This window comes from Celeribacter baekdonensis (assembly GCF_003047105.1).
In the GTDB taxonomy this organism is placed as follows: domain Bacteria; phylum Pseudomonadota; class Alphaproteobacteria; order Rhodobacterales; family Rhodobacteraceae; genus Celeribacter; species Celeribacter baekdonensis_B.
Genome location: NZ_CP028475.1, coordinates 1,395,185 through 1,415,470, shown reverse-complemented (window position 1 = coordinate 1,415,470; position 20,286 = coordinate 1,395,185). Strand labels below are relative to the sequence as shown.

The following is a 20,286-nucleotide window of genomic DNA, read 5'->3' as shown; positions in this document are numbered from 1 at the left end:
GCGCGGGTCGTATCAGCTTTGCGCTGTGACGACCCGTTCCGCCGGATAAAGATGGGCGGTGACGCCGGTATTGGCACGATCATAGAGGTCGATCACATGGGCCATGACCATCCGCACACAGCCCGAACTGGCGCGGGAACCGATAGACCGCGGATAGGGCGTGCCATGGATGCGCAGATAGGTGTCGCGGTTGCCGACGTAAAGATAGAGCGCGCGTGAGCCAAGCGCATTGCGCGGGCCTGGAGCCATCCCGTCGGCGTATTGCGCATAGGTTTCCGGCTCGCGTTTGATCATCGCAGGCGTCGGGGTCCATGTTGGCCATTTCACCTTGCGTTTGACCGTATAGGTGCCGGGTTGATACAGCCCGTCCCGACCAATCGCCACGCCATAGCGCATCGCCGTGCCGCCCTCTTCGACCAAATAAACATAACGCGCGACCGCATCGACATGGATGCTGCCCGGGGTGAGACCGGCATTGGCTTCCACCCGGCGCGGCAGAAACCGCCTGTGCAACCCCCATGGGTTTGAGGTCTCAAGATCGAAATTCGCAGGCGTCACCTGCGCATCCCAAGCCTCCCAATCGCTTTTCGTTGCGGCCATGGCGGGTGCGGCCACCGTCCCGAGAGCGGTGGCCGAAAACAGCGCGGTGGAGGTTTGAATGAAATGGCGACGGGTGAACATAATGCGTGACTCCTTGGGGCAGCGGGGTGCGGCAGCGACCCAACTTTGCCATACTTAAGCTAACCCCATAAAAACGCAAGTTTTTGCGGCATGGCTCACGTTCTCTTTAACTTTGCCAAACGTGGGTGGACCTCATCCGATCCGCACCGGATGAGGTGACGGTCACTCTAAACCGCAAAGGCTTTGGTCAAAACGACCCCGTGCCCATCACCCGGCTTGGGTCCGGGCCTTTTTCCATCTCGGCGAATTCCTCATAGGTGCGGTATTTCTCCACGATGCCTTGTTGCGCTTGGGCCAAAAGCTCTGCCGCCTCTTCTGGCCGCGATTGGGTCAGGGCGCGATACCGCAATTCGCCGTAAGCATAGTCTTTGAAGGCCAGGCTCGGGCGCGGGCTGTCGAGACGGAAGGGCGGTTCGCCCGAGCCATGCAGCGCCGGATCATAGCGCAACAGTGGCCAATAGCCGGATTTCACCGCTTTCGCCTGTTGATCCATGCCTTTCGACATGTCGATCCCATGGGCGATGCAATGGGAATAGGCGAGAATGATTGACGGCCCGTCCCACGCCTCAGCTTCGCGGAAGGCACGCAGGGTGTGTTGCGGGTTCGCGCCCAAGGCAACCTGCGCCACGTAGACATTGCCATAAGCGATGGCTTGCAGCGCCATGTCTTTGCGGTTGGTGCGTTTGCCTGCGGCGGCGAATTTGGCGATCGCGCCCAGTGGTGTGGCCTTTGAGGCCTGCCCGCCGGTGTTGGAATAGACTTCGGTGTCCATCACCAGAATGTTGACGTTGCGCCCGCTTGCAAGCACGTGATCAAGGCCGCCATAGCCGATGTCATAGGCCCAACCATCGCCACCAACCAGCCAGATGGCGCGTTTGACGAGATGGTCAGAAAGCGACAACAGGTGCTCGACCTCTGACGTTTTTGGCCGGTTCAGGAGTTTGACGCGCAGCGCCGCCACCCGTTCGCGTTGGGTGCGGATTTCACTTTCGCGGACCTGTGGCGCGGTGAGGATGGCGTCGACCAAATCCTGACCCAACTCCGGTGCCATGTCCGCCAAAAGCGCGCGGGCTACGTCGGTCTGTTTGTCGACCGCCAAGCGGAAACCAAGGCCAAATTCGGCGTTGTCTTCAAAGAGCGAGTTGGCCCAAGCCGGACCACGCCCCTCGGCGTTCTTGGTCCAAGGCGTGACCGGCAGGTTGCCGCCATAAATCGACGAACACCCGGTGGCATTGGCCACCATGAGACGGTCTCCAAAGAGCTGCGACAGCAGTTTGACATAGGGTGTCTCGCCACAGCCCGCACAAGCGCCGGGGAACTCAAACAGCGGTTCCAAAAACTGCACGCCGCGCACATTGGCGAAATCGACGCGGGAGCGGTCATTGACCGGAAGGCTTTCAAAAAACGCAATATTTTCGCGTTCTTTTTCGGGTAAATCGCCCTTGATCACCATGTTGATGGCTTTGTGGCTCGGGTCATCCTCGGACACCGCCGGGCAGGCCTCGACACAGAGGCGACAGCCGGTGCAATCCTCCAAATAGAACTCAAGCGCGAATTGCGCACCGGGATAGCCGCGGGTGTTGATCGGTGCGGATTTAAAGCCCGAGGGTGCGTTTGCCAGCAGCGCTTCGTCAAAATATTTCGCCCGAATAACCGAATGGGGGCAGACAAAGGAACATTGGCCGCATTGGATGCACTCGTCCGCGATCCAGACCGGCACATCCTCAGCCACATTGCGTTTTTCCCACGCGGCGGTGCCGGACGGAAAGGTGCCATCGACGGGCAGGGCGGACACCGGTATGTCGTCGCCAATGCCCTCCATCATTTTTGCCGTGACATCGCGGACAAAATCAGGGGCGTCATGAGGCACCAAAGCGGGGCGCTCATGCGGGCTTGTGGCCTCCGTCGGCACGGCAATTTCATGCAACCCCGCCAGCGCGCCGTCGACGGCGGCAAAGTTCATATCAACGATATGTTTGCCCTTTTTGGTGTAGGTCTTCTCGATCGCCGCTTTGATTTTCGCAATCGCGTCATCGTGGGGTAGGACGTTTGAAAGCGCAAAGAAACAAGTTTGAAGGATGGTGTTGGTGCGCGCCCCCAAACCCACCTCTCTGGCCGCAGCCGAGGCGTCAATCACGTAGAATTTCAATCGCTTGTCGATGATCGTTTGCTGAACGGAGCGCGGCAGACGGTCCCATGTGGCCACCGCCCCATAAGGCGAATTCAACAGAAATGTTGCACCGGGGGCGGCGAGTTTGAGCACATCCATTTTCATCAGGAAATGGAACTGATGGCAGGCGACGAAATTGGCCGAAGCGATCAGATAAGGTGCGGCGATAGGGTCGGGGCCAAAGCGCAGATGGCTTTCGGTGATCGCGCCGGATTTGTGGCTGTCATAGACGAAATAGCCTTGGGCAAAATGGCCCGGCTCATGGGCGATGATTTTCACCGAGTTCTTGTTGGCGCCGACCGTGCCATCCGCGCCCAACCCGTAAAACACCGCGCGCACGATGGTGTCCTTTTCGATGTCATACCCGGGATCGACCGTGAGCGAGGTAAAGGTCACATCGTCATGGATGCCGACGGTGAAATTCGGCTTTGGCGCGTCTTTCGACAGATTGTCAAACACCGCCTTGGCCTGGGCCGGGGTGAAGTCTTTGGAGGACAACCCATAGCGCCCGCCGATGACGCGCGGCAGGGTGGCGCGGGTGCCTGTGGCGACCGCTTCCATCAGGGTTGAGATCACATCGAGATAGAGCGGTTCGCCCGTGGCCCCGCTTTCTTTTGAGCGGTCCAGGACGGCGATTTTTTCGACCGTTTGGGGCAAGGCCGAGAGGAAATGCGCGGCGGAAAATGGACGGTAGAGCCGCACGGTGATGAGGCCAATTTTCTCACCCTTGGCGACCAAATCCGTCACCGTGGCCGAAATCACATCGACGCCCGAGCCCATGGCAATCACCACGCGGGTGGCGTCCGGCGCGCCAATGTAATCGAACGGTTTGTAGGGACGCCCGGTCATCGCGCCGAGTTTCGCCATCTCATCGGCAACACTGTCAGGCACAGCGGCGTAAAACAGGTTCGAGGCTTCGCGGCCCTGGAAAAACACGTCGGGGTTTTGCGCCGTGCCCCGGATGAATGGGGTTTCCGGCGACAAAGCGCGTTTGCGATGCGCCCGGACCAGATCGTCGTCAATCATCATGCGGATTTGCGCGTCCGGGATCAGATCGAGCGTGTTGACCTCATGCGAGGTGCGAAACCCGTCAAAGAAATGCAGGAACGGAATGCGGGATTTGAGCGTCGCGGCGTGGGCGATCAGCGCCATGTCATGCGCCTCTTGCACCGAGGCTGAGGCCAACATGGCAAAGCCCGTGGAGCGCGCGGCCATGACATCCGAATGATCGCCAAAGATCGACAAGGCATGGGTGGCCAAGGATCGCGCAGCGACGTGAAACACTGTGGGTGTCAGTTCTCCGGCGATTTTGAACATATTGGGCAACATCAACATCAGGCCCTGAGAGGCCGTGAAGGTGGTGGTCAAGGCCCCCGCTTGCAATGCGCCGTGGACCGTGCCCGCCGCGCCGCCTTCGGATTGCATTTCTTGGATCACGGGCACGTCGCCCCAGATGTTTTTGATCCCCAACGCGGTCCAATCGTCGGCCAGCTCGGCCATCGGCGAGGACGGCGTGATCGGGTAGATCGAACAGACCTCATTGACGCGGTAGGCGACATGGGCCACGGCGGCATTGCCATCCATGATGGCCTGTTCAGGGCGGTTTGGGTCGGTATTTTGGCTGTGATCAAGCATGGTGAAGATCCTCCGGGATCATCTCAAGCGCATGGCAGGGACATTGATCGAAGCAGCTTTGGCAGCCGGTGCATTTCTCCGGGTCGATCTCATAGCCCAAACCTGTTCCCAGTTTGACAATCGCGTCTTCCGGGCAGGCGGCAAAGCAGTTGTCGCATTCGTAACACGATCCGCAGGAGTAACAGCGCGAGGCCTCATAGCGGGCTTCTTTTTCCGACAATCCACTGAGGACCTCGTCGAAACTTTCGCGTTGGCTGGTGGCGAGGGCGGCTTGTTCTTTTGGATCAACATCGGAATAGACTGGCAGGTGCAACATGTCGCCCGTGACCAAGGCTGGGGCCTCGTCAGCCACGTAAACCGTGCCCGCGAGCCATGCGTTGATGTGGCGGGCGGCCAGTTTGCCATGGCCCGTGGCGATGGTGACGCTTTGCTGGTCGGGGACCATATCGCCCCCGGCGAAAATGCCGTCTGCACCCGTCATCCGGGCAGCATCGACCTCGACCGTGCCATTCCAACTGAAGGTCAAACCGGGCACGTCTTTCAAAAACGTACTGTCGGTTTCCTGACCCAAGGCCAAGACCACCGCATCCGCCGTCAGTGTTTCAAATTCGCCCGTGGGCGTGGCGCGGCCATCTGCGCCGATCTCCATCCGTTCGACTTTCAAATCCTCACCGTCGATCTCTTTGATCGTGGTCAACCATTTGATTTTAATGCCTTCCGCCATCGCCTCATCGGCCTCAAATTGATGCGCGGGCATATGGGCGCGGTCGCGGCGGTAGACGATCAAGGTCTCAGTTGCGCCCAGCCGTTTGGCCGTGCGCGCCGCGTCCATTGCGGTGTTACCACCGCCGTAAACGATGACCCGTCGGCCCAAAAGCGGCGCATCGCCTTTGGACGCATCAGAGAGCAGGGTCACCGCATCAAGGATTTTCGGCGCTTCTCTCAATGGGATATCGACATGTTTGCCGGCCCCCGCACCAATCGCCAAATAGACCGCATCAAAGCCGCCCTCGGCCTTTTCCGCCATCAGGTCGCGGACTTTGTGGTTGAGGGTGATTTTGACGCCAAGAGTTTCGATCCGGGCAACATCACGGGCCAATTCGGCGCGGGGCATCCGGTAGGCCGGAATGCCAAAATGCATCATGCCGCCCGCCACGGGACCGGCCTCGCGCATTTCGACGTGATGGCCGAGGCGGGCGAGGTGATAGGCACATGACAGGCCGGATGGGCCCGCACCGACGATCAGGATTTTTTTGCCGGAGGGTGGGGCGACCGCTTTGAAGGCCCAGCCGTTTTCATTGGCCATATCGCCCAAAAACCGCTCAATCGCGTGGATCGACACCGAGGTGTCGACCTCGCCGCGGTTACAACCGCCCTCGCAGGGGTGGTAACAGACCCGGCCATGCACGGCAGGCATCGGGTTGTCTGCGCTCAGAACCTCCCATGCGGCGCGGTAACGCCCCGCCATCGCGAGCGCCAACCATTCGCGGATGTTTTCGCCCGCCGGACAGGCCGCCGCACAGGGCGCGGTCAAACTCACATATTGTGGGATTTGGCGGCGCACAGGCCCCGTCCCGCCGGTTTTGGAGTGATCAATGAGAGGCGTGAAGTCTTTGCGTTTACTGCCGGGGGTGGTGTCGGCTTTGGGCTCTTCGGGATGGGACATGTCAGATGCCTTATGAGGTCTGGGCTGGTGCAGCATCGCGAGGTTTGGGATGCGTGGCGTTGACATATATCAAGGCATGCATGGGTTAGCCCGGCTCGCAACTCTATGATTTTATAATGGTTTCCTTGGATGTTTTATGTCGCCTTCGATCCATTCAACGGACGTGATCTGTCGCGAATTTGTGGGCGGCGCAGGAGTGTTGCGCAAAATCAGTCCGGTACGAATTATCTTTACTTGCTGCCTAAAAATAAATAAATGACTGGTCAGTTATTTATTTTTGCGACTCAACAGGAGCTTCCCGTGACGGCGCACCCCGAGGATCAGACCGAGACGGATCAGGCCGAGGCAGCCCCCAAATTTCGCCGCCGCAAAGAGGCACGCCCAGACGAGATTTTGGACGCAGCGCTTGATCTGTTTGCGGAAAAGGGGTTTGACCGCACCCGGGTTGACGACATCGCGCGCCGTGCGGGGGTCTCGAAAGGTGCGGTCTACCTCTATTTCCCGTCCAAAGATGCGGTGATCGAAGCGCTGGTGCATCGCGCGGTTGGCCATTTTGTGGGGAACATGGCCGATCACATCACCGCGTGGCGGGGCGATCCGCGCCCACTGTTGACACAGCTTGTGCCGCTCTTTGTTGAACGGGTGTCTGATCCGCGTGTCTTCGGCGTACCAAAACTGATCATTCGCGAAGCGCCGAGCCATCCGAAACTGGCCGACCTGTATCGTGAACAGGTGATCGGCACAGCCTTTCCCGCGCTCATCGCCCTGTTTTCGCAAGCGGTGGAGGGTGGATATATCCGCAAGATCGACCCGGAAATGGCAGTGCGCTGTCTGCTTGGGCCGTTTTTGATGCATGTGATGTTGGAGGATGTGTTTGGCATCCGCCCCTCTGGTGCGGCCCCGGGTGATTTGAAATTTGCCACATTGCTCGACACCCATTTGTCGATCTTCTTTGCCGGGCTGGACCCTGACCCATCGCCCGCCCCCTCATCCCAAAAGGACACCTCCCATGGCTGATCTCCCAAGCTGGATTGTCTCTGTCATTGCTGCGATTTATCCGGGTTTCACCCCTGCGCCGCCTTATGTTTACGACGGCTATATCGAGGGCGATTATGTCTATGCCGCCGCCGCTGCCAGCGGGAGGATTGATCAAATCGCGGTGACAGAAGGTCAGGATGTGGCGGCGGGGGCCTTGCTTTTTGCCCTTGAGGATGGCCAAGCCAAAGCCAGTTTGCGCAGCGCGGAGGCGCAATTGGCACAAGCGCAAGCCGAATTGGAAAACCTGTCCACCGGATCGCGCGAGGCCGAAACGGAGGTCATCCGCGCCTCTTTGCGACAAGCCCGCGTGGCCTACGACATTGCCCAAACCCGGCTGGACCGGGCCAAGGCATTGTTGGCCAAGGGCGCAACGACACAAGCGGCGGTGGATGATGGGCAAGCGGCGGTGGATGAGGCGGAGGCCTCGGTCGCCAATTTCGAAGCACAATTGAAAGTGGCGGAATTGCCAGCGCGCGCGGCACAACGTGTGGCTGCCGAAGCGGGGGTTGAGGCGGCCCGCGCGCAGGTCGATTTGGCACAGTCCAACCTTGAGGATCGGCAAGTGCGCGCGCCTCAGGCGGGGCGGGTCGATAAGGTCTATTTCGATGCGGGCGAAGTGGCCGCCACAGGCGTGCCTGTGGTGGCGCTGTTGCCGCCCAGCGATTTGACGGCACTGTTTTTCGTGCCGGAATCAGAGCGCGCGGATTTGCAGTCCGGCGATGTGGTTCAGGTGAGGTGCGATGGCTGTTCGATTGATTTGACTGCGAAAATCACTCGTATGGCCTCGGACCCGCAATACACCCCGCCGATCCTCTACACCCGCGAACAACGGGGTCGTTTGGTCTACCGGGTTGAGGCCGATGTGATCGCGCCAAAGGGCGTTTTGCCGGGGCAACCGATCACGGTTGATGCCGCCGCAGCGGTGGGGAAATAGGCCATGGGGTCGGATCAGCATCAAAGCGACGATATCGCCATTTCCGTGCGCGGATTGACCAAGGTTTTCGGCACCCGAAAGGTCGTCGACGGCTTTGATATGGAGGTCAAAAAGGGCGCGATTTATGGCTTTCTGGGGCCGAACGGGTCGGGCAAAACCACCACCATTCGGATGATGTGCGGGCTGTTGACGCCGGATGCGGGGGCGGGGCATTGCCTTGGCCTCGACATCGTCAAGCAGTCGCGCGAGATCAAAAAACGCGTGGGCTACATGACGCAAAAGTTTTCGCTCTACGAAGACCTGACCATCGCGGAAAACCTCGATTTCGTGGCGCGGATGTTTGATATGCCGAACCGAAAACAGCAGGTTTTGGAGGCGGTGCGCGATCTTGGACTTGAAGGCCGGGCGCATCAATTGGCGGGCACGTTGTCGGGGGGCTGGAAGCAACGTTTGGCGCTCGCGGCCTGTATGATCCACGCGCCGGACCTGTTGCTTTTGGACGAACCGACGGCGGGGGTGGACCCCAAGGCGCGGCGGGATTTTTGGGATGAAATCAGACGGTTAAGCGCCATGGGTGTGACGGTTTTGGTGTCAACGCATTACATGGATGAGGCGGTGCAATGCGACCACATCGCCTATATTGCCTATGGCAAAAAGTTGATCGACGGGGCCGCGTCCGAAATCCCGAACCAGATTGGATTGCACACATTCGTGGTGACGGGGCCAGATTTGACACCTTTGGAAGACCGTTTGAAACAGGATGAGGCGGCCGGGCAGGTGATCCGCTTTGGCGCGCAATTGCATGTCTCGGGCACGGATGAAGCGGCGCTTGCGGCGCTGGCCCAACGTGAAACGGCGCTCGGCACCCATGAGTGGCGCGCCAAAAAGGCCGGTCTTGAGGAGGCGTTTATCTACCTTATGGCGGGGGCGCGCGACAACTTTGGCGCTGAGTTGGAGGCGGCATCATGAGCGGGCGAGGGCGGTTCTTTTCTTGGGCGCGCTTTGCCGGGGTTCTGATCAAAGAATTCATCCAAATGCGCCGCGATCGCGTGACCTTTGCGATGATGATCGGCATTCCGGTGGTGCAGCTTTTGCTGTTTGGCTATGCCATTGACACTGACCCGCATCACCTGCCGACCTTGGTGGAAATGACTGAGGAAAGCCCGATTTTACACGCGCTGACGGCGGCGATGGACACCTCTGAATATTTTGATTTTATAGGGATTTCGACCTCTGAGGCGGAAAGCGATCTGGCGCTGCGCGATGGCCGTGCAACGGTGATTTTAACGGTGCCGCCGGGGTTTGATCGCGATATGATCCGGGGGCTACGTCCTGAGATTTTGTTGACGGTCGATGCGTCTGATCCGGTGGCGGCGGGGGGCGCGATTGGTGCGATCAACGGCGTGGTCAACACGGCGATTGCGCAAAGCTTGACCGGGCCTCTGGCCTTTGCGGCCGGGGCGCCTGCACCGTTTGATATGGTCATCCACCGGGCGTTTAACCCCGAGGGCAAGACCTCGACCAACATCGTGCCGGGGCTATTGGCGGTGATCCTGTCGATGACCATGGTGATGATCACGGCGGTGGCGATTGTGCGCGAAAGCGAACGCGGCACGATGGAAAGCCTGATCGCCACGCCAGTGACACCCGCCGAGGTGATGTTGGGCAAAATCATCCCCTATGTCTTTGTCGGCTATGTGCAAACGCTGGTGTTTTTGATCGCCGCGCGGGTGTTATTTGATGTGCCGTTCGAAGGGTCGTTTTTGGCGTTTTTCCTCGGCTTCAACCTCTATATCGTGGTCAATCTGGCGATTGGGTTTTTGGTCTCCACCATGTCGCGCTCGCAAATGCAGGCGATGCAACTGTCGTTTTTCACCATTCTACCGACCATTCTTTTGTCCGGGTTTATGTTTCCCTTTGCCGCGATGCCGGGCTGGGCGCAGGCGCTTGGCACAATGATTCCCGCGACGCATTTTTTGCGGGTTGTGCGCAAGGTGATGTTGAAAGGTGGCGGCCTACGCGAGGTCGCGCCGGACATGATGGCAATCTGTGTGATTTTGGTGGTGGTGGTTGTTGTGGCCCTGCGGCGGTATCGCAAAACCTTGGATTAACAATTTAAAACATAGGGTTAGACTGCCGATATTCATTTGTGTTCAGAGGTGGGATATTCCGATGAAAACAATCGGGATTGACATGACATACTAAAAAAGTCAGTTATTATTCTTATGTGCGGTCTGCTGCAAAGGATCGTCCAATCGGAACGTGATCCTGACCCCAAAAGAGGCGGCAGGGCACAACAAAGGGATACAGAACTGATGAAACGCATGACGACGGCACTGATCGCCGCCACCCTGCCGCTGGCTCCGGCTTTTGCTGGCGAAAAAGAGGTTGTGGACACCTATGTCGAGATCGGCCACGCCACGTTTGAAGACGCTTTGATCAAGGCGACAGAATTGCGCGCCGCGATTGACACCCTGTTGGCCGATCCGTCTGAGACAACGCTGACGGCGGCGCGCACCGCGTGGATCGCCGCGCGTGTGCCCTATCAGCAAACCGAAGTGTTTCGTTTTGGTAATCCCATCGTCGATGACTGGGAGGGCAAGGTCAATGCTTGGCCACTGGATGAGGGGCTGATCGACTATGTCGACACGGGCTATGGCGGGCCGACGGACGAAAACGACTATGCCGCGCTCAATGTCATTGCCACGCCGAAATTTACCCTATCAGGCACTGAAATTGACGCCACCGAGATCACGCCAGCGCTGATTGGCGAGACGCTGCATGAGGCTGACGAGGTCGAGGCCAATGTCGCCTCCGGCTATCACGCCATCGAATTTTTGCTCTGGGGGCAGGATTTGAACGGCACCGAGCATGGTGCGGGCAAACGGCCTTATACCGATTATGTTACGGGTGAGGACTGCACCAATGGCAATTGTGATCGGCGCGGGCAGTATCTTGTTGCGGCCACCGATCTGTTGATTTCGGACCTTGATTATATGGTTGGCGAATGGGCCGAGGGCGGCGAGGCACGCGAGACGCTTTTGGCCGATCCAGCGGCGGGTCTTGTGGCGATGCTCACGGGCATGGGCTCTTTGTCCTATGGCGAATTGGGCGGCGAGCGGATGAAGCTTGGCTTGATGCTGAATGATCCAGAAGAGGAGCATGATTGTTTCTCTGACAACACGCACAACTCGCATTTCTATGACGGCATCGGCATGCGCAATGTCTTCACCGGCCAATATGTGCGCGCCGATGGGGCGCTGGTTCACGGCGAGAGCCTTGCCGATTTGTTGAGGGCTGCGGACCCGGACGCGGGTGCCGAGTTGAGCGCGGCGGTGGATCATTCGGTGGCTCAATTGGGTCAGATCAAAGCCGCCGCCGAAGCCGGGTTTTCCTATGATCAGATGCTTGCGCGTGGCAATGCGGCGGGCGAAGAGTTGATCATGTCGGCGGTCAACGCGCTTGTGGCGCAAACACGCTCGATCGAGCGGGCTGTGACGGTTTTGAAAACGGGCGAGGTCTCGGTCGAAGGTTCTGACAGCTTGGACAACCCCTCCGCCGTGTTTGAATAAAACCAAGCCAAAACCAACCAATGGGGGCTTTGCGGCCCCCATTGCGCCCTGTGTTGAAACCCGCCGTTTGGCAAGGACATCTATGCTTATCCTGTCCCCACATGTGAAACAGGCCCCGCGTTTGATCGGGGCTTTGTGCGTTTTGTCGGTGTTGGCCGGGCAGGCGGCGGGGGCTGATGGAACCTCAAGCGACCCGGTTTCCCCCAGTCACGCCCGCACGGCGCAGGAGCAGGCGCGGATCAACGCGGTGACGGCCCCGACACGGGATTTCACCGCGCCAGAGCCGTTTGAGGCCAACCAAGGTGGCGCGGGCACCGTGGCGGATACCGGGGATGACACGGTGTTTTCTCTGCCTCCGGCCACGCTGCCCTTGGACGATCAATTCGATTTCGAACTGGGCCATGCGTTGTTCGCCAAGCTCTGGGTCTCATCGCCCTCTTCGACCAAAGCATCGGACGGTTTGGGGCCACTGTTCAATGCGCGCTCCTGCATGAGTTGCCATGTCAATGACGGGCGCGGCCATCCGCCAGAACACGTAGAAGACAGCCGTGTGTCGATGTTTTTGCGCCTCTCGGTGCCTGCCGCCCCGGACGCGCCCATGAGCCAGATCGAGACCTATCTGGCCGATCTTGACGGGCCAAACGCCACGCCGCGCACCCGCCCCGTGCCCGGATATGGCGGCCAGTTGCAGGATTTTGCCATCACGGGCCATGCCGCCGAGGGTCGGATGGAGATCACCTATACTGAGACCCCCGTGACCCTCGCGGATGGTGAGACCGTCATGCTGCGCGCGCCAAGCTATACCATTTCCAGTCCCGCCTACGGCGCTTTGCCGAAGGATTTGCAAACCTCGCCGCGTGTGGCCACGGCGATGATCGGTCTGGGCCTGTTGGAGGCGATCCCGGTGGCGGATCTTCTGGCCCATGCCGACCCTGAGGACCGTAATGGCGATGGGATTTCGGGCCGTCCCAATCTGGTGTGGTCAGAGCAAGAGCGCGCGCCGATGCTGGGCCGGTTTGGCTGGAAAGCCGGGGAGCCGAGCGTCGAACACCAATCTGCTGCGGCCTTTCATGGTGATATTGGCATTTCCACGCCGCTGTTTCCCACCGGCTTTGGCGATTGCACGGCGGAACAGGTCGCCTGTCGAGCGGCCCCCGATGGGGCGGGGGACGTGCGCGGCGATGAGATTGATCAAACCGGCCTTGATCTTGTGACGTTTTATGCCCGCAATCTGGCCGTGCCCACGCGCCGGGACGTGGATGATCCCGAGGTCTTGCGCGGCAAAGAGATGTTTTACACGTCGGGCTGTGCCTCCTGCCATGTGCCAAAGTTTGTCACCCATCGGCTTGCGGGCGCGTCAGCCGTGTCGCAGTCGTTTCAACTGATTTGGCCCTATAGCGATCTGCTTTTGCATGACATGGGGCCGGAGTTGGCGGACAATCGTCCCGAAGGCCGTGCGACAGGGCGTGAGTGGCGCACGCCGCCCTTGTGGGGGATCGGTTTGACGGCGCAGGTTTCCGGGGCTACCACCTATCTCCACGATGGCCGGGCGCGCACGCTTATGGAGGCGGTGCTGTGGCATGGCGGGGAAGCGCAGGCGGCGCGCGATGCCGTGAGTTTGATGCCAAAACCGGATCGCGCCGCTTTGATCCGGTTCCTAGAAAGTCTGTGAGGACACATGCGTATGAGATTTCCTATCCCCTCGATCCTTGGGCTGTGCCTGTCCTTGAGTATCACGGCGCCTGTTCTGGCCGACCCGGTGCAAGACGCGCTTACCAGGGCGGTCGATCTGCATGCGACGCCAGCGGTTGCGCGGTTTGATCAGGCCGCCACAGCACTGTCGGATGTCGCCGCCGCCGATTGCACGCCCGAGGCCGTCAAGCCCGCCTATCATTCCGCGTTTGACGCGTGGATGGGGCTGCAACATCTGCATATGGGGCCGCTTGAGACCAATGGTCGTATTCTGACCATCGCCTTTTGGCCCGACAAAAAAGGTCTGATCCCGCGCGCTTTGGCCGATATGATTGCGGCCAAAGACCCCGTGGTGCAGGATCCACAGGCATTTTCGCAAGTGTCCATTGCCGCACGCGGGTTTTTTGCACTCGAATACATGCTCTATGATGACGCGTTTGCGGACTATGCGGCGGGCAGCTATTCCTGCGCTTTGGTTCAGGCGATCACCCATGATCTGGGCCGGATGGCGCAAGTGATTGACACGGAATGGACCGCGCCGGACGGGTTTGCCGACACGCTGCGCGAGGCGGGGGCGGCGGCAAAACCGCATTATTTCACGCCGCAGGAAAGCGTTCAGGCGCTCTATACCATGTTGATGTCCGGCCTTGAGGACACCAAAGACAAACGCATTGCCCGCCCGATCGGCACGTTTGACAAACCGCGCCCAACCCGCGCCGAGGCCTATCGGTCGGGGCGATCCGAGCGCAATGTGATCTTGTCGCTGAGTGCCGCGCGTGATTTGGCCCGTGCCATGGCACCGGGGGACATGAGTGCCAGCGAAGAAATCTTTGCCGAGGTGATCGGCTTGGCCGAGGCCTTGGACGACCCTGATTTCTCCCGCGTCGTGGATCCAATGCAACGTCTTAAAACCGAGATTGTTGGCCAGCGGATTGAGGCCCTGTTGGGGGCTTTGGCCAATGACGTCGGCCTGCCTTTGGGCGTTTCCGCCGGGTTCAATGCCTCTGACGGCGATTGATCTTCGCCGCCGCCTCTTTCTCCCTTTCAAAGGACAGCCCATGACCTCCCGCCGCACCTTTATCAAAGCCGCCATCGCCGCCACATTCGTTCCGCGTCTGAGCTGGGCCGATGCCGGGTCTCCGGCCTATTTGGGGGCGGCGCGCGATGCCTCGGGTGATTATGCGCTCTACGGCATGGATGAGGCGGCGCAGATTCTGTTTCGCGTGCCTTTGCCCGCGCGCGGTCACGCCGCCGCCGCTCATCCGAGCAAACCCGAAGCGGTGGCCTTTGCCCGTCGTCCGGGCACCTTTGCCGTGGTGGTGAATTGCGCCACCGGGTCCGTCACCCACCGTCTGGATGCGCCTCAAGGGCATCATTTTATGGGTCACGGGGTGTTTGTCGGTGATGGCAATCTGATGCTGACGCCGGAGAACCATTATGCTGAGAAAAAGGGTGTTTTGGGCATCTGGGACCGGGCGAAAGGTTATAAACGTGTGGGCGAAGTGCCGAGCCATGGCATTGGTCCGCATGACATTCGCGAGCTGTCCGATGGCAGTCTTGTGGTCGCCAATGGCGGGATTTTCACCCATCCAGAGATTGGTGAGGGGCGCGAAAAACTGAATATCGCGGATATGACCCCGTCTCTGACCTATCTGAACGCGGATTTTAGCCTCGCGGAACAGCATGTTCTTGCGCCCGAGTTGCATCAAAATTCGATCCGTCATTTGGCCGTGGGCCCGGACGATCAGGTCGGTTTTGCGATGCAATGGGAAGGCGATGCCGCCGAGGCTGTGCCGCTTTTGGGGCTGCATCGGCGGGGTGAGGCGTTGGTCTTGGCCGAGGCGGATTTGGCCGAACATGTGATGATGCAAGGCTACGCCGGCTCTATTGCCTTTGCTGGCGACGGGACCGAGGTGGCGATCACCTCGCCGCGTGGGGGCCGGTTGCAGCGTTTTGCCTCCGATGGCACGTTTTTGGGCACGGTTCTGCGCGCCGATCTTTGTGGCCTTGCCCCCTATGGTGAAGGGTATTTGGGGTCTGATGGCTTTGGTGCGCTTTTGGCGCTCAAAGACGATATGCGGCCTTTGACGGCGGTTCCGGGGCTGGCTTGGGACAATCATTTGGTGGCTTTGAGCGCGCGCGTGGCCTGACTTCTCTGGCGGCGCGCGGGGCGCAGATTGGCAGATTGCGGGGCGCAAGTCGCGGTGGATGATTGGAAGACTTTGCCTAAAATTTTATCGAAATTTGAGGTAAACTGGCAACACAGCAAAATCACACATCTGTGCGCCTGTGCAAAATCGCCTGTGGCGATTTTATCATCCATTTGATACAAAAGGAAAAAATGACTATTCCATAGGGGGCTTTTGGGCGGAGGGTGCCCCTGCGGACTGTCGCATAGACGATCTGAGAGCCGGGTGCCCTTGCAGCCCCATCGGTCCGACACTAAGACTCAAGTAACACTTCCGCGCTAACACCTCACATAGAAGCAATAGGCAGGCGTATATGAAAGACCCGATTGATACCTACATGAATACCCTCGTTCCCATGGTCGTTGAACAGACCAGCCGTGGCGAACGGGCCTATGATATTTTCTCGCGCCTGCTCAAAGAGCGGATCATTTTCCTCAACGGTCCGGTGCATGACGGCATGTCGTCGCTGATCTGTGCCCAGCTTTTGTTCCTTGAGGCCGAGAACCCGAAAAAAGAAATCGCGATGTATATCAACAGCCCGGGTGGCGTCGTCACCTCCGGTCTGTCGATCTATGACACGATGCAATATATCCGCCCGAAAGTGTCGACCCTTGTGATGGGGCAGGCGGCGTCGATGGGCTCTCTTTTGTTGACTGCGGGCGAAAAAGGCATGCGGTTCTCGCTGCCCAATTCGCGCGTCATGGTGCACCAGCCCTCCGGTGGCTACCAAGGTCAGGCGACGGACATCATGATCCACGCCAAAGAGACGCAGAAGCTCAAAGATCGCCTGAATGAGATCTATGTCAAGCACACGGGTCAAACCATGGACACCGTGGTGGATGCGCTTGAGCGCGACAATTTCATGTCGCCGGAAGATGCCAAAGCCTTCGGCCTGATCGACGAAATCGTCGAAAGCCGCGCGGTGCCGGAAGAGTAAGACCACAGGCTCTGATCGGTCTGGATGCATCCAGGCTGATTGGGCGCGGGGCCATTGGCCTCGCACGGCCGTTAAGTGCGATCGGGATTTTGCCATTGTGCCCGAAAAATCGCTGTCTTACACTCAGGGGAACAAGGGCAATGGGCGGCCCCTTTTGGGGCGGCTATATCAGGGCAAAGTTGAGCGCCAAATGGGGCTCAACCAGATTTATCAAGACGGCCCAGTTCCGGGCCCTTAGGGGAATGTGATGAGCAATTCGTCCAGTAGTGACAGCAAAAACACGCTTTACTGCTCGTTCTGCGGTAAGAGCCAGCACGAGGTGCGCAAATTGATTGCGGGCCCAACCGTTTTCATCTGTGACGAATGTGTCGAACTGTGCATGGATATCATTCGCGAGGAAACCAAATCCTCCGGTCTGAAATCCTCGGAGGGCGTGCCTGCCCCGCGCGATATTTGTCAGGTGCTTGATGATTATGTGATCGGTCAGGCGACAGCGAAACGCGTGTTGTCTGTGGCGGTTCATAACCATTACAAACGTCTCAACCACGCGGCCAAAGGCAATGGCGACATCGAGTTGTCGAAGTCGAACATCCTTTTGATCGGTCCGACAGGTTGCGGGAAAACCCTTTTGGCGCAAACACTTGCGCGTATTCTCGACGTGCCTTTCACCATGGCCGATGCGACCACGCTGACCGAGGCGGGCTATGTTGGGGAGGATGTCGAAAACATCATCCTGAAACTGCTGCAGGCCTCTGAATACAATGTTGAGCGGGCGCAGCGCGGCATCGTCTACATCGATGAAGTCGACAAAATCACCCGCAAATCTGACAATCCTTCGATCACCCGCGATGTGTCGGGCGAGGGCGTGCAACAGGCTTTGCTGAAAATCATGGAAGGCACCGTGGCCTCCGTGCCGCCGCAGGGTGGGCGTAAGCATCCGCAGCAGGAATTCCTGCAAGTGGACACCACCAACATCCTGTTCATCTGCGGCGGTGCCTTTGCCGGTCTCGACCGGATCATCGCGCAGCGCAACAAAGGCACCGCGATGGGGTTTGGCGCGGATGTGAAAAATGACGAAGACAAAGGCGTCGGCGAGATGTTCAAACAGCTCGAGCCGGAAGACCTGTTGAAATTCGGTCTGATCCCTGAATTCGTTGGTCGTTTGCCGGTTCTGGCAACGCTCGAAGATTTGGATGAGGACGCTTTGGTCACCATCTTGAGCCAGCCTAAGAACGCTTTGGTGAAACAATACCAGCGTCTGTTCGAGTTGGAAAATGCCAAGCTGACCTTCACCGAGGATGCGCTGACCTCCATCGCGAAACGTGCGATCGAGCGTAAAACCGGTGCGCGCGGTCTGCGCTCAATCCTCGAAGACATCCTGCTTGACACCATGTTCGAGCTTCCGGGTATGGAAAATGTCACCGAAGTTGTTGTGAACGAGGATGCTGTCATGTCCGCGGCCAAGCCGTTGATGATCTACTCGGATGAAAAGACCAAGGAAGCGACAGCCTGATCCGCTGATCCTTCTGTGCTGACATTTGCCCCCTGTCTCCGCGTGAGGCGGGGGGCGATTTTTTGGCCTCCTGCGGCGAAAACTCGCCCGGCACAGGCTGCTGCCCTCTGGACCTTGGCGTGCGGATGGGTCATAGATTGCGACAAGCGAATTACGAAAGGTGACCGGATCCATGGGTATCGTGAACACTGTCCTGCGCGCACTTGTCTGGTGGAAGGGCCAAACCATTGGCACTCAATTGTTCACCTGGCGCCATGGCATCAAGGTCGGCGAAGACGCCCAAGGCAATTTCTATTTCCGCAATGAAGATGACAGCCGCCGCTGGGTGATTTTCAATGGTGAGGTCGAGGCCTCCCGCGTCAATCCTGATTGGCATGGCTGGCTGCACCACACGTTTGCCAACCACCCGGGCCATGAGGCGCTTGAGCACAAGACTTGGGAAAAACCCCATGTCGAAAACCTCACCGGCACCATCGCGGCCTACGCGCCTGCGGGCTCGATCCGCAAGGTCAACCCGGTCGTGCGTCAGGATTATGAGGCTTGGCAGCCTGAATAAGGCGCCGGACCCGCAGCAACCTGAACAAGGGCGGACCATGTATGTCTGAAAACACGACAGAAGTCGCCGTTGGCGCGGGTGTTGTCGCCCTCGCTTTGGGCTTTCTCATATATGCGGGACAAGTCACGGGCTTTGCCTCCGGGGCCACGGATGACTATCACCTCACGGCCTCTTTTCGTTCGGCCGAGGGCATTGGCTCTGGCACGGATGTGCGTCTGGCCGGCGTGAAAATCGGTACAGTGACCGCACTGGACCTCAATCCCGAGACGTATCGTGCCGAGGCGCAGCTCACGCTTGATAAATCCGTGGCCTTGCCCGACGACACTGCCGCTTTGATCTCGTCGGAGGGTCTCTTGGGCGGTAATTTTGTCGAGCTTGTGCCCGGCGGCTCGATGTTCAATTTTGAAGATGGCCAAGTGATCGCTGACACCCAGGGCTCGGTCAGCCTGATCAACCTGATGTTGAAATTCGTCACAGGAAGCGACACAGGAAGCGACTCTGGGAGCAGCACAGAATGAGACGTGCCTTTCCGACCCTGATCCTTATTCTGTCACTCGCGACGCCGGTCATGGCGCAAGAGGCCGGATTTGGTGATGATCTGGAAACCGGTCTGGATTCCATTGTGATCACGCCTTTGGATGACGGTGATGTGGCCGGGTTTGGCACGGGGGGCTTGTCGCTTGAAGATCTGCAAAGCCTGCCCAACGACGGTTACCAACAGGAATTGCAAGACATCACCACCGAATTGCAAGAAGAGGTGGTGTCTGGCTCAGGAGCCACGGTCCGTGCGTTGGATAAGCTCACAGGGGCAGTGGAAGATCTGTCGCTTGATGTTGGTGGCACCGCCAATTTTGGTCGCATTCAGGTGTTTTTGGGCGATTGTCGCTCGCCCAAAGGCAACCCGTCGGGCGATGCCTATGCCTATCTCGTGGTGCGTGTCGAGGGCATGGAGGCCCCGGCCTTTTCCGGCTGGATGGTGGCCTCAAGCCCGGCGTTGAACGCAATGGACCATCAGCGTTACGACATTTGGCCGCTGTCCTGCACCACGTCCTGAGGCGTCAACTCTCGCGTCAGCGCGGTGATGTCGGCGCGCGCCTCTAACGCTTTTCTCAGCATGTCTCGATACTTGGCGCGTGGGATTTCGATCCCGCCAAGTGAGGCCAGATGCGGTGTCAGGAATTGCGTGTCAAACAGGGTAAATCCGGTGCGTTTGAGGCGGGCGACCATATAGGACAGCGCGACTTTTGAGGCATTCGGCGCGCGCGAAAACATGCTTTCGCCAAAAAACGCGGTGCCAAGCGCCAAGCCATAGGTGCCGCCGACCAACCGCTCATCCTGCCAAATTTCCAAGGAATGCCCAAACCCCCTCTCGTGCAGCTGGCCATAGAGGTCAAAAATCGTGGCGTTGATCCAAGTCTCGTCACGATCGGCACAGCCTTCCATGACGCCTTTGAAATCTTGGTTAAAGGTGACGCGAAAGCGGCCAGAGCGGATCACTTTGGCCAAAGAGCGGGAGATGTGAAACCCCTCCAGCGGAATGATTCCACGCTCGCGCGGATCGACCCAAAAAATTTCATCATCGTCGCGTCCCTCGGCCATGGGAAACACGCCATTGGCATAGGCTTGCAAGATAAGCTCTGGGGTGAGGGCAAGGTGATCCATGGGCTGACTTTGGCGTGGGTTTGGGTAAAAGAAAAGGCCGC

General features: G+C 58.9%; 17 protein-coding genes. 13 read left to right on the top strand and 4 right to left on the bottom strand.

Going from position 1 to position 20,286, the window contains the following annotated elements; all coding sequences use genetic code 11:
• Positions 1 to 12 precede the first annotated feature (12 nt).
• The 3 genes from DA792_RS10415 to DA792_RS10405 form a co-directional block, all read right to left on the bottom strand.
• On the bottom strand, positions 13 to 681 hold the full coding sequence (locus tag DA792_RS10415; RefSeq protein ID WP_107719891.1) for a L,D-transpeptidase: 669 nt from the start codon (positions 679 to 681) through the stop codon (positions 13 to 15).
• Between the two features lie 187 nt (positions 682 to 868).
• Positions 869 to 4,486: a pyruvate:ferredoxin (flavodoxin) oxidoreductase gene (nifJ, locus tag DA792_RS10410; protein WP_199908152.1), complete on the bottom strand. Its 3,618-nt coding sequence runs from the start codon at positions 4,484 to 4,486 to the stop codon at positions 869 to 871.
• On the bottom strand, positions 4,479 to 6,152 hold the full coding sequence (locus tag DA792_RS10405; RefSeq protein ID WP_107719890.1) for an NAD(P)-binding protein: 1,674 nt from the start codon (positions 6,150 to 6,152) through the stop codon (positions 4,479 to 4,481). Before DA792_RS10405 ends, nifJ begins: the two co-directional genes overlap by 8 nt.
• Before the next feature lie 300 nt (positions 6,153 to 6,452).
• On the opposite strand from DA792_RS10405, the gene DA792_RS10400 reads away from it, so the two are divergent.
• The 13 genes from DA792_RS10400 (at position 6,453) to DA792_RS10335 (ending at position 19,637) form a co-directional block, all read left to right on the top strand.
• Positions 6,453 to 7,169, top strand: a complete 717-nt coding sequence (locus DA792_RS10400; protein WP_107719889.1) for a TetR/AcrR family transcriptional regulator — start codon at positions 6,453 to 6,455, stop codon at positions 7,167 to 7,169.
• Entirely contained in the window at positions 7,162 to 8,124 is a 963-nt protein-coding gene (locus DA792_RS10395) for an HlyD family secretion protein (protein WP_107719888.1), read from the top strand. The genes DA792_RS10400 and DA792_RS10395 overlap by 8 nt, the downstream gene beginning before the upstream one ends.
• Positions 8,125 to 8,127: 3 nt before the next feature.
• The gene (locus tag DA792_RS10390; protein ID WP_107719887.1) at positions 8,128 to 9,093 is read left to right on the top strand and encodes an ABC transporter ATP-binding protein; all 966 of its coding nucleotides are present in this window, start codon (positions 8,128 to 8,130) and stop codon (positions 9,091 to 9,093) included.
• Positions 9,090 to 10,235, top strand: coding sequence for an ABC transporter permease (locus DA792_RS10385; RefSeq protein ID WP_107719886.1), 1,146 nt, complete (start codon positions 9,090 to 9,092; stop codon positions 10,233 to 10,235). The genes DA792_RS10390 and DA792_RS10385 overlap by 4 nt, the downstream gene beginning before the upstream one ends.
• 204 nt (positions 10,236 to 10,439) lie before the next feature.
• Entirely contained in the window at positions 10,440 to 11,696 is a 1,257-nt protein-coding gene (locus DA792_RS10380) for an imelysin family protein (protein ID WP_107719885.1), read from the top strand.
• Positions 11,697 to 11,778: 82 nt separating this feature from the next.
• Positions 11,779 to 13,368 carry a di-heme oxidoreductase family protein gene (locus tag DA792_RS10375; RefSeq protein ID WP_107719884.1) on the top strand — a complete coding sequence of 530 codons (1,590 nt, stop codon included), beginning with the start codon at positions 11,779 to 11,781 and terminating at the stop codon, positions 13,366 to 13,368.
• A gap of 12 nt (positions 13,369 to 13,380) precedes the next feature.
• Positions 13,381 to 14,406, top strand: a complete 1,026-nt coding sequence (locus DA792_RS10370; RefSeq protein ID WP_159075243.1) for an imelysin family protein — start codon at positions 13,381 to 13,383, stop codon at positions 14,404 to 14,406.
• 40 nt (positions 14,407 to 14,446) lie between these two features.
• Positions 14,447 to 15,538 (top strand): DUF1513 domain-containing protein, encoded by a 1,092-nt coding sequence (locus DA792_RS10365; RefSeq protein WP_107719882.1) that lies wholly within the window; start codon positions 14,447 to 14,449, stop codon positions 15,536 to 15,538.
• A 352-nt stretch (positions 15,539 to 15,890) separates the two neighbouring features.
• Positions 15,891 to 16,514 (top strand): ATP-dependent Clp protease proteolytic subunit, encoded by a 624-nt coding sequence (locus DA792_RS10355; RefSeq protein ID WP_074642350.1) that lies wholly within the window; start codon positions 15,891 to 15,893, stop codon positions 16,512 to 16,514.
• A 247-nt stretch (positions 16,515 to 16,761) separates the two neighbouring features.
• Complete coding sequence (gene clpX / locus DA792_RS10350; RefSeq protein ID WP_107719880.1) at positions 16,762 to 18,027, top strand: ATP-dependent Clp protease ATP-binding subunit ClpX; 1,266 nt, start codon at positions 16,762 to 16,764, stop codon at positions 18,025 to 18,027.
• A gap of 172 nt (positions 18,028 to 18,199) precedes the next feature.
• On the top strand, positions 18,200 to 18,583 hold the full coding sequence (locus DA792_RS10345; protein ID WP_107719879.1) for an NADH:ubiquinone oxidoreductase subunit NDUFA12: 384 nt from the start codon (positions 18,200 to 18,202) through the stop codon (positions 18,581 to 18,583).
• 41 nt (positions 18,584 to 18,624) lie between these two features.
• Positions 18,625 to 19,101, top strand: a complete 477-nt coding sequence (gene mlaD, locus DA792_RS10340; RefSeq protein WP_107719878.1) for an outer membrane lipid asymmetry maintenance protein MlaD — start codon at positions 18,625 to 18,627, stop codon at positions 19,099 to 19,101.
• The gene (locus tag DA792_RS10335; protein WP_254679674.1) at positions 19,098 to 19,637 is read left to right on the top strand and encodes a DUF2155 domain-containing protein; all 540 of its coding nucleotides are present in this window, start codon (positions 19,098 to 19,100) and stop codon (positions 19,635 to 19,637) included. The genes mlaD and DA792_RS10335 overlap by 4 nt, the downstream gene beginning before the upstream one ends.
• Here the strand turns inward: DA792_RS10335 and aat are convergent.
• The gene (gene aat, locus DA792_RS10330; protein WP_107719877.1) at positions 19,601 to 20,245 is read right to left on the bottom strand and encodes a leucyl/phenylalanyl-tRNA--protein transferase; all 645 of its coding nucleotides are present in this window, start codon (positions 20,243 to 20,245) and stop codon (positions 19,601 to 19,603) included. The two genes, DA792_RS10335 and aat, sit on opposite strands and share 37 nt — an antisense overlap.
• Positions 20,246 to 20,286: the final 41 nt, after the last annotated feature.

Coding starts and splice junctions, on each gene's coding strand:
- DA792_RS10355 (WP_074642350.1), top strand. CDS start 15,891: ATGAAAGACCCGATTGATACCTACATGAATACCCTCGTTCCCATGGTC.
- DA792_RS10375 (WP_107719884.1), top strand. CDS start 11,779: ATGCTTATCCTGTCCCCACATGTGAAACAGGCCCCGCGTTTGATCGGG.
- DA792_RS10395 (WP_107719888.1), top strand. CDS start 7,162: ATGGCTGATCTCCCAAGCTGGATTGTCTCTGTCATTGCTGCGATTTAT.
- DA792_RS10365 (WP_107719882.1), top strand. CDS start 14,447: ATGACCTCCCGCCGCACCTTTATCAAAGCCGCCATCGCCGCCACATTC.
- aat (WP_107719877.1), bottom strand. CDS start 20,245: ATGGATCACCTTGCCCTCACCCCAGAGCTTATCTTGCAAGCCTATGCC.
- DA792_RS10385 (WP_107719886.1), top strand. CDS start 9,090: ATGAGCGGGCGAGGGCGGTTCTTTTCTTGGGCGCGCTTTGCCGGGGTT.
- DA792_RS10415 (WP_107719891.1), bottom strand. CDS start 681: ATGTTCACCCGTCGCCATTTCATTCAAACCTCCACCGCGCTGTTTTCG.
- DA792_RS10390 (WP_107719887.1), top strand. CDS start 8,128: ATGGGGTCGGATCAGCATCAAAGCGACGATATCGCCATTTCCGTGCGC.
- DA792_RS10405 (WP_107719890.1), bottom strand. CDS start 6,152: ATGTCCCATCCCGAAGAGCCCAAAGCCGACACCACCCCCGGCAGTAAA.
- clpX (WP_107719880.1), top strand. CDS start 16,762: ATGAGCAATTCGTCCAGTAGTGACAGCAAAAACACGCTTTACTGCTCG.
- DA792_RS10335 (WP_254679674.1), top strand. CDS start 19,098: ATGAGACGTGCCTTTCCGACCCTGATCCTTATTCTGTCACTCGCGACG.
- DA792_RS10380 (WP_107719885.1), top strand. CDS start 10,440: ATGAAACGCATGACGACGGCACTGATCGCCGCCACCCTGCCGCTGGCT.
- DA792_RS10370 (WP_159075243.1), top strand. CDS start 13,381: ATGAGATTTCCTATCCCCTCGATCCTTGGGCTGTGCCTGTCCTTGAGT.
- mlaD (WP_107719878.1), top strand. CDS start 18,625: ATGTCTGAAAACACGACAGAAGTCGCCGTTGGCGCGGGTGTTGTCGCC.
- DA792_RS10345 (WP_107719879.1), top strand. CDS start 18,200: ATGGGTATCGTGAACACTGTCCTGCGCGCACTTGTCTGGTGGAAGGGC.
- nifJ (WP_199908152.1), bottom strand. CDS start 4,486: ATGCTTGATCACAGCCAAAATACCGACCCAAACCGCCCTGAACAGGCC.